Raw genomic sequence first — 11,955 nt, 5'->3', positions numbered from 1 at the left:
GTCCCATGGCAGCGATCCATGAAGGACGGGATTTGTCATGGCCACGCGGCGCGAGCGTCTTCGCTATTGGTTCGACAACACGATGTCGAAGGGCACCCCGGCCCTGATCGGCTGGCTCGCGCTGGTGACCGTGGTCATGGTCGTGGGTTTCGGCGTGCTCGTCATGCTGCTCGCCGAAGACGACGTGCCGCACAAGTCCTGGAGCGAGGCGCTCTGGGGCATGCTCATGCGGGCGATGGACGCCGGCACCGTGGCGGGCGACAACGAGGGCAGCCCGCTCTTCACCGTCCTGGGGTTCACGATCACGATCGGTGGCCTGCTCATCGTCAGCAGCCTCGTCGGCGTGCTCACCACCGGTCTGGACAACAAGCTGACGGAGCTGCGCAAGGGCCGCTCCAAGATCGTGGAGGCCGGGCACACGGCGCTGATCGGCTGGTCGGACCAGATCTTCACGATCATCCCCGAGCTGGTGGAGGCCAACGAGAGCGAGTCGAAGTCATGCGTGGCGATCCTGGGGGACCGCGACAAGCTGGAGATGGAGGAGGAGCTGCGCTCGCGGCTGGGCACCACCGGCAGGACCAGGGTCGTCGTCCGCTCCGGCAGCCCGACCGAGCCGACCGACCTCGACCTGATGAGCCTCGACACGGCGCGGGCGGCCATCGTGCTGTCCCCGGCCGGTGACGACCCCGACGCGCACGTCGTCAAGACGCTGCTGGCGCTGACGAACCGCAACTGGCGCCGGCGCCGCCCGCCGATCATCGCCTCCGTCGTGGACACGACCAACCTGGTGGCCGCCGAGCTGGCCGGGGGCGGCCACGCGCAGGTGGTCGACACCGACGACATCGCCTCCCGGCTCATCGTCCAGTCCTGCCGCCAGTCGGGCCTGTCGGTGGTCTGCACGGACCTGCTGGACTTCGGAGGCGACGAGATCTACCTGCGGTCCGAGCCGAAACTGACCGGCTTCCCCTATGGCGAGGCGCTGTTCGCCTACGAGACCGCCTCGCTCATCGGCATCCGGCACGGCGACGGGTCCGTGGTGCTCAACCCGCCGATGAACACCGAGATCACGCAGGACGACCAGATGATCGTGGTCGCCGAGGACGACTCCTCCATCCGGCTCGTCCGCAGCTTCCCGCCGATCGTCGAGGGCGCGATCACCCGCCCGGTCCGCCGGCCGACGCCCCCGGAGCGGACGCTGATGCTGGGCTGGAACAACCGCGCCCCGAAGATCGTGCAGGAGCTGGACCACTACGTCTCGCCCGGATCGTCCCTGCACGTGGCGGCCACCGCCGTCGAGGAGAGCGACAGCCTGGACCGGGCGAAGGTGGCCCTGCGCAACCTGGTGGTGAACGTCAAGGAGTGCGACACCACCGACCGGGTCACCCTGGAAGCGCTGGACGTGGGCACCTTCGACCACATCATCGTGCTGGCCGACAGCAACCTGGAGCCGCAGCACGCCGACTCGCGCACGCTGGTGACGCTGCTGCACCTGCGCGACATGGCCTCGAAGTCCGGGCAGCGGTACGCGATCGTCAGCGAGATGAACGACGACCGCAACCGCCGGCTGGCCCAGGTCACCAAGGCCGACGACTTCGTCGTCAGCGACAAGCTGATCAGCCTGCTGATGACCCAGCTGTCGGAGAACCCGCACCTGGGACAGGTGTTCCGCTTCCTGTTCGACTCCGCCGGGTCGGAGATCTACCTCAAGCCGGCGACGGACTACGTCCAGCCCGGCGTGCCGGTCAGCTTCGCCACCGTGATCTACTCCGCGCGGACGCGCGGCGAGACCGCGATCGGCTACCGCGTGCTGGCCGAGGCCGCCTCGCCACCCGCCTATGGTGTCGTATTAAATCCCGGTAAATCAGCAGCTGTCACGTTCGGCCCGCGCGACCTGGTGATTATCCTCGCCGAGGACTGAAGTCATCGGATGAGTTGACCGCACAGGGGGCGGTGTTCCTTGACTATGGGCTCTGTCTCGTGTATTCGTCGGATGTCTGAGAGATCAGCCTTGTTGGCGTTACCCCCGTCAGCCCAACGAGAGAGCGATCGCCATGCAGCGCCGCCGCACCTCCTCCAGAGTCCTGTCCGCCTGCGCCGCCCTCCTTCTCGCCCTGACCGCCTACATCGTCGGCGCTCCGGCCGCCGACGCGGAGGTCGAGCACCCGCGGCAGCAGTGGCTGCGTGACTCGACCGCGGGACTCTTCCTGCACTGGGGCATGTTCACCGCGCCCCGCCATCTCGACTGCGCCGCCTGGGAGCGGGACGTCACCGGTGGCGGCTGGAGCCCTGACTACTGGGTCGACGAGGCCCGCAAGCTGGGCGCCTCCTACATCGTGCTGGCCACCTTCCACAGCAGGCTCGGCTACGCCCGGCCGTGGCCGTCGAAGATCCCCGGCAGCTGCGCCACCCAGCGCGACCTGCTGGGCGAGCTGGTGAAGGCGGGCCAGGCCAAGGGCGTACGGGTCATCCTCTACATGACCGACGACCCGCAGTGGCACAACGAGCAGGGCGTCGAGACGCTCGACTCCGCCGCCTACTCCGCCTATAAGGGCCGCTCGGTCGACCTGACCACCAGGAACGGGTTCGGCCAGTTCAGCTACGACCTGTTCTTCGAGGTCATGGAGAACTATCCGGACCTGGCCGGGTTCTGGATCGACAACGACAACGAGTACTGGGAGCAGAACCAGCTCTACGAGCAGATCCGGCAGAAGCGCCCGTCCTGGTTGCTGAGCAACAACAACGAGGACACCCCGATCATGGACACGGTCAGCAACGAGCAGAAGACCGGCATGACGCCGGCCTACGACTACCCGCAGGCCGCCTTCACCCCGATGCCGCGCCTGACCGAGGCCGACTACAAGCTCCCGACCACCGGTGACTGGTGGTACGACGGCGGCAGCCACCCCGTCGACTTCCGCCTCAGCACCGGCCGCTACGTCACCAACGCCGGCTCCTCGATGAAGTCGCTGATGGCCGAGACCCCGATGGTCAACGGCAGGTTCCCGCCGCAGCAGGAGGAGTTCAACGACTTCATGGCCGGGTGGGTGCCGCCGATCCGGTCGTCGCTGCAGGGGACCGAGGGCGGCGGCTACATGTACGGCGGTATGCAGCCGGGCTTCTGGAACGACGGCGCGCACGGCGTCGTCACCGTCGCGCGCGGCGCGAAGGTCCAGTACGTGCACGTGGTCACCAGGCCCAGGACCGATCAGGTACGGCTGCGCGACAACGGCTACCGCGTGTCCGCGGTGAGCGATCTGCGTACGGGCGAGCGCATGCGGTTCGCCCAGTCCGGCGGCTACCTGACGATCCTCGGCATCACCAAGTGGGACGACCACGACACCGTGTTCAAGGTCGAGACCCGCGGCCAGGAGCACTTCTACCCCCAGAGCGCGCTCAAGGCGACCGCGACGTCCACCCGCGCGGGTCACCCGGCGAGCGCCCTGGTCGACGGCAGCTTCCAGAACTACTGGGACGCCGACGCCAAGCTGCCCGTCTCGCTCACCCTGGACCTCGGCAAGCGGCGCGAGGCCGCCTACCTGGCGATCAACCAGCGCGAGTGGTCGCCGACGTACGCCCGCGAGACGTTCGGCCGTCCCGAGGACTCGGCCCGGATCAAGGACTACCGGGTCTACGCGAGCGAGGACGGCAGGCACTGGGGCAAGCCCGTACGTTCCGCGGCGATGCGCAGCGCGCGCGGCGTGCAGTTCGTCGACCTCGGCGACACCCGCGCCCGCTACCTCAAGCTGGAAGTCCTCAACACCTGGGGCGGCCCGCAGGCGCCGCGCTTCTACCAGGAGCTTCAGATCGACGAGATCAAGGTGGCGTCGGCCTACCCGGTGGGCCTCGGGGCGGCGGTGCCGCTGGAGGCGGAGCGGCAGGCCAGGAGCGGGTCGGCCCGGCCGGACCTGTGCCGGGCGTGCTCCGGCCTGGCCAGGGTGGTGGGACTCGGCGGCGGCCCGCGCAACGCGGTCACCTACCGCGATGTCACGGTGCTGGCGGCCGGGACGTACCGGCTCGAACTCGATCACACCGCCGCCGCGGCCACCTCATTGTCGGTGAGCGTCAACGGCGCCGCGGCGGTGGAGGTGCCGGTGAGCGGCGACAACGCCGACGTTCCCGCCGCCACGGCGCTGGCGGTGCCGCTGAACGCGGGCGCCAACACGATCACGCTGTCCAGTACGGCCCGGCAGGGCCCCGGGCTCGACCGGATCGCCGTAGCGCCGATGCCGCCGGCCTCGGAGGTCCCGAAGACGACGATGACCGTGGACCCGTCCGGCCTGCAGTGGGTCGGTCCCGGGCAGCAGTCCATGAAGGTGTCGGCGAAGCTGCGGCTCGACGTCGACGACGCGCTCGACCAGGTCAACCTGGCCCCGGTGGTGCCGGCCGGCTGGACGGTGACGGGCGCCGCCGCGACGGCCGCCACGTTGCGGCTGGGTCAGACGCTGGAGGGCACCTGGACCCTCACCTCGCCGCCCGGCCAGGACGTCACCGCGGCGGACATTCCCATCACCGCCTCCTTCCAGGTGCTGGGCCGGCCCAACCAGGTCACCAGGCAGCTGAGGGTACGGCTGCGCCCGGCCGACCGGGTGTTCGTGCGGGAGGCCGAGGACTCGCGCAACCGGCTCGGCAGCGCGGGCATCACCAACTGCTCGCCCTGCTCGGGTGGGCAGAAGGTGCGCAACCTGGGCGGAGCGGCGGACGCGTACGTGCTGTTCGAGGACGTCACCGTCGACACGGCCCGCGAGTACACGTTGTTCATCGACTTCACGGTCAACGGCGACCGCTCGTACTTCGTCACCGTCAACGACGCCGCGCCGATCGAGGTGAAGGTGAGCGGCGTCGGCAACAACACCCCGTACACGGCGTCCGTGCCCGTCACCCTGCGGGCGGGCGCCAACACCATCAAGATCCACAACGACACGGCGGCCGCGCCCGACCTGGACCGGCTGTCACTCGGCTGAGGCCGGTGCCCGCCCCGTGCCGCCGGGCTCCCCGGCGGCATGGGGCGGCTGCCAGGGCCAGCGGCCGTCCAGCTCGACCTGGAGCGAGACGCTCAGGAAGGTGCGGACCGCGACGATGATGGCCAGCACCCCGACGCTCTGGAAGGTGGGGGAGACCGCCACGGTCTTGATGATGTCGGCCCCGACCAGGAACTCCAGCCCCAGCAGGATCGAGCGGCCCACGCCCCGCCGGTAGGCCTGGTAGAGACCGGCCACCTGGCGGGACCGCGCCAGGCTCACGCCGTAGGTGATGGTGGCGATGACCAGGCCGGCCGCGATCACGGCCACGCCCGCGATGTCCAGCACCGTGCCGATGAGCTCGATGACGTCCTTCATCTGCACGCTGTCCCTCCCCGGCCCGCCGACACCTCCGGATCATGGTCGCATACGCCCCCCAGGCCCGTGCTGCTAAGGGTGGGCGGCCAGCAGGCGGGCGCGGCTGTTGCTCAGGTGGACGCGGGTCGCGGCGCGCGCGCCGTCGCCGTCCTGGCGCTCGATGGCCGCGTAGATGTTCTCGTGCTCGATCACGATCTGCTCGAAGTGCCCCTGCCCGGCGGGCGACAGCCGGTCGCGCGGCACGATGATCATGGAGGGGCCGAACGAGGTGATCAGGTCGGCGAAGTAGCGGTTGCCGGTCGCCAGCGCGATGCGGAGGTGGAACTGGAAGTCGGCGTTCACCGCCGTGCTCGGGTTGTCGGCGCTCCCGGCGAACTGGTCGAGCGCCGCCCGCAGGTCCTCCAGGCGCGGCCCCCCGCCGCGGCGGGCGGCCAGCGCGGCGGCCTCGACCTCGAAGGCCATGCGGAAGTCGAGCAGGTCGACCACGTCGTCGACGGTCAGCTCGCCGCTCTGGCCGAACTCGAACCTGGCCGAGCCCGGCCGTGCCAGGACGAAGCTGCCGCGGCCGTGCTGGGTCTCGACGAGCCCGGCGGCCTGCAGCCGCGAGATGGCCTCGCGTACGACCGTCCTGCTCACGCCGTACGTCTCCACCAGGCTGCTCTCGGTCGGCAGCTTGTCGCCGGGGTGGATGACGCCTTCCTGGATGCGCGCCGTCAGGTCGTCGACGAGGGTCTGGGTCAGGCTCGCCATCGCGGCGTCAGTCCTTTCTGGTGCCGAACTCGCACTCGTCCGCGGTCCACTTGGCGGCCTGCTCGCTCGGGGTCAGCCCGAGGCCGGGACGGTCGGGCACGATCATCCTGCCATCGCGGATCTCCAGGCGTTCGTCGAACAGCGGCTCCAGCCACTCGAAGTGCTCGACCCAGGGCTCCAGCCCGTAGGCGGCGGCCAGGTGCAGGTGGATCTCCATCGCGAAGTGCGGGGCCAGCTGCAGGCGGTTGTGCTCGGCCAGCGCCGCCAGGCGCAGGAACGGCGTGATGCCGCCGATGCGCGGTGCGTCGGGCTGGATGACGTCGGCCGATCCCAGGCGGATGAGCTCGGCGTGCTCGGCGACGCTGGTGAGCATCTCGCCGGTCGCGATCGGCGTGTCGAGCGAGGCCGCGAGCGCGGCGTGGCCGGCGCTGTCGTAGGCGTCCAGCGGCTCCTCGATCCAGACCAGCCCGAACTCCTCCAGGGCCCGGCCCATGCGCTGGGCGGCCGGCCGGTCCCACTGCTGGTTGGCGTCCACCATGAGGGGCACACCGTCGCCCAGGTGCTCGCGCACCGCGGCGGCCCTGGCCAGGTCGATCCGGGAGTCGGGGTGGCCGACCTTGAGCTTGATGCCGCCGATGCCCCGTTCGAGCGCGGCGCTCGCGTTCTCGATGACCTGCTCGATCGGGGTGTGCAGGAAGCCGCCGGAGGTGTTGTAGCAGCGTACGGAGTCGCGGTGGGCGCCCAGCAGCTTGGCCAGGGGCAGTCCGGCGCGCTTGGCCTTCAGGTCCCACAGCGCGACGTCGAGGGCCGCGATCGCCTGCGTGGACAGCCCGCTGCGCCCGACCGACGCGCCCGCCCAGACCAGCTTCTCCCACAGGCGGGCGATGTCGCTGGGGTCCTCGCCGAGCAGGTCGGGGGCGATCTCCCTGGCGTGCGCGTACTGGCCGGGGCCGCCGGCGCGCTTGGAGTAGCTGAAGCCGAAGCCCCGATGGCCGCTCTCGGCGCCGATCTCGGCGAACAGGAAGGCGATCTCGGTCATCGGCCGCTGCCGCCCGGTGAGCACTTTCGCGTCACTGATCGGGGTGGCGAGCGGCAGATAGACCGAGGAGAGCCGGATCCAGGAGATGCGGTCGGAGGAAGTCATGGCGGTCATCGTACAACTCGCCATGTCATCATACAACTATCAGAACTCCGCGGTCCCTGACAGGTCCATGGGGGCCATGCGCTCGATGGCCAGCCTGGTGCGCTCCATCGCCTCGGTGATCTCCTTCGTCCGTTCCTCGGTGAGGTTGGCGATGGGCACCGAGCAGCTGATGGCGTCGGTCGGCGGGCTGGTGTAGCGCAGCGCGAAGCCGAAGCACATGACGCCGGCGTAGTTCTCCTCGTCGTCGATGGCGTAGCCGCGCCGGCGCGTCAGCTCCAGATCCCGGGTCAGGGCGTCGCGGTCCACCAGCGTCTTGGGCGTCAGCGGAGTGAGCTGCGGGGGGATCGGCACCTCCAGGCCGGTGCCGAGCCGCTCGGCCAGCAGCGACTTGCCCATGGCCGTGCTGAAGGCCGGCAGCCGCCGCCCGACCCGGCTGAAGGGGCGCAGATACTGGCTCGACTCCTTGGTGGCCAGGTAGACGATGTCGCCCCGGTCCAGGCGGCCGAAGTGGATGGTCTCGTCGAGCAGCGCGCTGAGGTCGTTGATGTGCGGCTGGACGATGCGCAGGTAGGGGTCGGTGTCGAGATAGGTGGTGCCCGCCAGCAGGGCGCGGATGCCGATGCTGTACAGCGTCCCGCTCGCGTCGGTGCGCACCCAGCCGTGCTCGACCAGCGTGCGGATCAGCGCGTAGATGCTGCTGCGGGGCGCGCCGAGCGCGTCGCTGAGCTCGCGCAGGCGGGCCGGCCGGTTCTGTCGCGAGGCAAGGAGCTCAAGGAGTTCGACCGTGCGGGCGGCGGACTTCACGCCCCGCACGCCGCTCTGCGCCGTGCCCTCGGCCTCGTCTAGGGGGAGTGTCATCGCACCTCATCTGTCGGGGGACGGCCTGTTGACACATTACCAATTTTGGAGCGAGACTGCTCGCCACGTAACAGGCATCTACATATGGAGACAGGATGACCGCTACGTATACAAGTGACGACGTACGCGCCAGGCTTCGGCGGGGTATGGAGATCGGCGTACTGTCGTTCCCGCTGACGCCGTTCGACGCCGACGGGGCCGTGGACCTCGGCGCCTTCCGCGCCTACCTCCGCGACCAGATCGCGGCCGGTCCCGGCGCGATGTTCCCGTGCTGCGGGACGGGCGAGTTCTTCTCCCTGGCCGAGGACGAGTACGAAAGAGTCGTCACGGCCGCGGTCGAGGAGGCGGCCGGGGCGCTGCCGGTGGTCGTGGGAGCCGGCTACGGCTGGGCCCAGGCCGCCCGTTTCGCCGCCATCGCCGAGCGGGCCGGGGCCGACGCGCTGCTGCTGATGCCGCCCTATCTGGTGGAGGCGCCCCAGGAGGGCCTGGTCGAGCACGTACGGCGGGTCGCCGACAGCACCTCGCTGCCCGTCATCGTCTACCAGCGCGCCCAGATGAAGGTGGCGGTGGGCAGCATCGCCGGGCTGGCCGCGATACCGAACGTGATCGGCCTCAAGGACGGTCACTGCGACCTCGACCAGTTGCAGCGGCTCAAGCTGGCCGCGCCGCCGGAGTGGCTGTTCTTCAACGGCGCCGCGACGGCCGAGATGCAGGCCCGCGCCTACCGGAGCATCGGCGTGCCCGCCTACTCCTCCGCCGTCCACGCCTTCGCCCCCGAGATCGCCAAGGACTTCTTCCAGGCCTTCCACGCCGACGACCACGAGCGGGTCGACCTGCTGCTGAGCCGCTTCTACGTCCCCCTGGTCGAGCTGCGCGACAAGGGCATCGGCTATGGAGTCTCGCTGGTCAAGGCCGCGGCTAAGCTGCGGGGAGTGCCCGTGGGCTCCGTACGCGCCCCCCTCGCCGACCCCCCGCCCGAGCACCTCGAACAACTCCGCGCCCTGCTGGACACCGGCCTCGACCTCGTCCGGTAAGGAAGGAACCCCCATATGTCGCAACCCATCCCTCGGATCGTCAGGGCGACCGTCACCCCGATCCTGATCAGCGACCCGCCGCTGCTCAACGTCCTCGGCGTCCACCAGCCGTACACCCCCCGCACCATCGTCGAGCTCGAGACCGACACCGGCGCCACCGGCGTCGGCGAGACCTACGGCGACACCGAATACCTGGAGGCGGCGCGGAACCTCGCCAAGGCCGTCGTCGGCCAGCCGCTCACCTCGCTGAACGGGCTGCACGACCTGGCCTACGACTCGGCGGGGCTGACGCCCGGCACGATCAACGAGTTCGACCCGGCCGGGCTGCGCGGCAGCCGTACCAACGAGAAGATCGTCCGCAGCGTGGTCTCGGCGTTCGAGGTGGCCAGCCTGGACACGCTCGGCCGGACGCTCGGCCTGCCCGTGCACGCGCTGCTCGGCGGCAAGGTGCGCGACCGGGTCGACTACAGCGGCTACCTGTTCTACCGCTGGGCCGAGCACCCCGTGGAGGACGCGCCGCGCGACGACTGGGGCGCCGCCCTCGACCCCGAAGGCGTCGTACGGCAGGCGCGGCGCTTCACCGACACCTACGGATTCCGCTCCTTCAAGCTCAAGGGCGGCGTCTTCCCGCCAGAGGAGGAGATCGCCGCCATCAAGGCGCTGGCCGAGGCCTTCCCCGACCACCCGCTGCGCCTGGACCCCAACGGCGGCTGGTCGCTGGAGTCGAGCGTGCGCGTCGCCGAGGAGCTCGACGGCCTGCTGGAGTACCTGGAAGACCCGACCACCGGCATCGACGGCATGGCGCAGGTGCGCGCCAGGACCGGCGCGCTGCTGGCCACCAACATGTGCGTCACCACGTTCGGCGAGATCCCCGAGGCGTTCGCCAAGGACGCCGTCCAGGTGGTGCTGTCCGACCACCACTACTGGGGCGGCCTGCACGCCACGCGCGAGCTCGCGGCGCTGTGCCGCACCTACGGGGTCGCGCTCTCGATGCACTCCAACACCCACCTCGGCATCAGCCTCGCCGCGATGACCCACGTCGCCAGCGTCATTCCGGACCTGGAGTACGCCTGCGACAGCCACCGGCCCTGGCAGACCGAGGACGTCATCACCGAGCCCCACCGCTTCGTCGGCGGCGCCCTCGAGGTGTCCGACGCCCCTGGCCTCGGGGTCGAACTCGACCGCGACGCCCTGGCCACCCTGCACGAACGCTGGACCGAGCTCAGCGGTTTCCGCGACAGGGACGATGTGGCCGCCATGCGCGTGGCCGACCCCACGTGGGTCCAGCCCCCGCTTCCACGCTGGTGAAAGAGAGAACACTCTGATGAGAATGTCATCCACGATCGGCCTGCGCATCGGCGGCGCCCTGCTGGCAGTGGTCGCGCTGTCCGCCTGCTCGGTCAAGGGCGGCGGTGCCGGTGACGGCGCCGCCTACCCGAGCAAGGCCGTGGAGTTCACCGTCCCGACGGAGCCGGGCGGCAGCACCGACCTGGTCACCCGAGCCCTGGCCAAGAGCATCGAGAAGCCGCTCGGCAAGCCCGCCGTGGTGGTCAACAAGCCGGGCGCCAACGGCAAGATCGCCGGCAAGGACGTCTTCAGCAGCAAGCCCGACGGCTACCGGGTGGCCGTGATGCCGCAGTCGCTGTTCGCCATCGGGCCGCTCATGGTCCAGGACCCCGACGCCATCAAGCTCGACGACATGACCTTCGTCAAGGGGCTGGCCGTCGAGGACTACGCCCTGGTCGTGCCGGCCGCCTCGCCGTACAAGTCGCTCAAGGACCTGCTCGCGGCCGACAACCTCAAGTACGGCACCACCGGCGCGGGGACGGGCAGCCAGCTGTCCCAGGCCCTGCTGTTCGGGGTGGCGAAGGTCAAGGCGACGCCCGTGCCGTTCGACGGCGGCGCCCCCACGATCACCGCGGTCCTGGGCGGCAAGGTCGACGCGGCGTCCGTCCAGATCGCCGAGGCCGCCAAGCACGTCCAGTCCGGCAAGCTCCGGGCGCTGGCCGTGTTCGGCACCAAGCGCGTCGAGGCGCTGCCCGACGTGCCGACGGCCACCGAGTCGGGCTATGACGTCGTGGTGGACCAGCGCAGGTTCGTGGCCGCGCCCGCCGGGCTGCCGGCCGACGTACGCGACAAGCTGGCCGGCGCCATCGACAAGGCCATCGCCACGCCCGAGTACGGCGAGCTGCTGAAGTCCAACTACATCGGCCGCTGGGAGGTCGGCGGCGACGAGGTCAAGACGCAGCTCACCAAGGCCCAGGGCGAGTTCGCCGCGCTGACGAAGAAGCTCGGGATCGACCTCACGGGCCAGCAATGACCAGCGTCGTACCCGAGGAAGGCGTGCCGGAGGAGGAGGACGGGCTGCCCGTCCCGCCGACTCCGGCCTACGCCCGCCGGCAGAACATCGTCGCGGCGCTCATCCCGCTCGCCATCGGTGTGATCACCGGGATCATGTCGTGGAGCCTGGGGGTCGGCACGCTGTCCAACCCGGGCCCCGGCCTGTGGCCGCTGGCCGTCAGCGTCGCCATGGTGGTGACCGCGGCGGTGCTCGTGCTGCGGTCCGGGCCGACCGGCGAGGAGGAGACCTTCACCCGCGAGGCGCTGATCGTCGTCGTCGCGGCCGTCTCCCTCGTGGGCTACGCGCTGCTGTTCGAGCGGATCGGCTTCGAGATCCCCACCGTGGCGCTGCTCGTCCTGTGGCTGAAGGGGCTCGGGCGGGAAGGCTGGCGGATGACCGTGATCATCTCGCTCGGCACCACCGCCGTCCTCTACCTGCTGTTCGTCACCGGGCTGGGCGTGTCACTCCCGCACATCCTGCCCTTCTGAACCA

At 70.2% G+C, this 11,955-nt stretch carries 10 protein-coding genes; 6 read left to right on the top strand and 4 right to left on the bottom strand.

The window, feature by feature from the left end; translation table 11 throughout:
* Positions 1-37 precede the first annotated feature (37 nt).
* Together LDL49_RS32800 and LDL49_RS32795 are read left to right on the top strand one after the other, a co-directional pair.
* Positions 38-1,918 (top strand): CASTOR/POLLUX-related putative ion channel, encoded by a 1,881-nt coding sequence (locus LDL49_RS32800; protein WP_225296796.1) that lies wholly within the window; start codon positions 38-40, stop codon positions 1,916-1,918.
* 133 nt (positions 1,919-2,051) lie between these two features.
* Complete coding sequence (locus LDL49_RS32795; RefSeq protein WP_225296795.1) at positions 2,052-4,961, top strand: alpha-L-fucosidase; 2,910 nt, start codon at positions 2,052-2,054, stop codon at positions 4,959-4,961.
* Here LDL49_RS32795 and LDL49_RS32790 read toward each other — a convergent pair.
* The 4 genes from LDL49_RS32790 to LDL49_RS32775 form a co-directional block, all read right to left on the bottom strand.
* The gene (locus LDL49_RS32790; RefSeq protein ID WP_263655809.1) at positions 4,950-5,336 is read right to left on the bottom strand and encodes a DUF1622 domain-containing protein; all 387 of its coding nucleotides are present in this window, start codon (positions 5,334-5,336) and stop codon (positions 4,950-4,952) included. The two genes, LDL49_RS32795 and LDL49_RS32790, sit on opposite strands and share 12 nt — an antisense overlap.
* 72 nt (positions 5,337-5,408) lie before the next feature.
* Complete coding sequence (locus LDL49_RS32785; protein WP_225296791.1) at positions 5,409-6,086, bottom strand: FadR/GntR family transcriptional regulator; 678 nt, start codon at positions 6,084-6,086, stop codon at positions 5,409-5,411.
* Positions 6,087-6,093: 7 nt separating this feature from the next.
* Positions 6,094-7,230 carry an L-talarate/galactarate dehydratase gene (locus LDL49_RS32780; protein ID WP_308016224.1) on the bottom strand — a complete coding sequence of 379 codons (1,137 nt, stop codon included), beginning with the start codon at positions 7,228-7,230 and terminating at the stop codon, positions 6,094-6,096.
* Between the two features lie 39 nt (positions 7,231-7,269).
* The gene (locus tag LDL49_RS32775; protein ID WP_225296787.1) at positions 7,270-8,088 is read right to left on the bottom strand and encodes an IclR family transcriptional regulator; all 819 of its coding nucleotides are present in this window, start codon (positions 8,086-8,088) and stop codon (positions 7,270-7,272) included.
* Positions 8,089-8,183: 95 nt separating this feature from the next.
* On the opposite strand from LDL49_RS32775, the gene LDL49_RS32770 reads away from it, so the two are divergent.
* The 4 genes from LDL49_RS32770 to LDL49_RS32755 are packed head-to-tail and all read left to right on the top strand — an operon-like array spanning position 8,184 to position 11,951.
* Positions 8,184-9,122, top strand: a complete 939-nt coding sequence (locus LDL49_RS32770) for a 5-dehydro-4-deoxyglucarate dehydratase (protein ID WP_225296785.1) — start codon at positions 8,184-8,186, stop codon at positions 9,120-9,122.
* Positions 9,123-9,137: 15 nt separating this feature from the next.
* Complete coding sequence (locus tag LDL49_RS32765; protein ID WP_225296783.1) at positions 9,138-10,430, top strand: glucarate dehydratase family protein; 1,293 nt, start codon at positions 9,138-9,140, stop codon at positions 10,428-10,430.
* 22 nt (positions 10,431-10,452) lie between these two features.
* Positions 10,453-11,442, top strand: coding sequence for a Bug family tripartite tricarboxylate transporter substrate binding protein (locus LDL49_RS32760; RefSeq protein ID WP_225296781.1), 990 nt, complete (start codon positions 10,453-10,455; stop codon positions 11,440-11,442).
* A complete protein-coding gene (locus LDL49_RS32755; protein ID WP_225296779.1) occupies positions 11,439-11,951 on the top strand; it encodes a tripartite tricarboxylate transporter TctB family protein in 513 nt (170 codons plus the stop codon). The genes LDL49_RS32760 and LDL49_RS32755 overlap by 4 nt, the downstream gene beginning before the upstream one ends.
* Positions 11,952-11,955: the final 4 nt, after the last annotated feature.

Source organism: Nonomuraea aurantiaca (genome assembly GCF_020215705.1).
Lineage (GTDB): Bacteria > Actinomycetota > Actinomycetes > Streptosporangiales > Streptosporangiaceae > Nonomuraea > Nonomuraea aurantiaca.
Note: the sequence above shows the minus strand (reverse complement) of the source record. Positions and strands in the feature narration are given on the sequence as shown.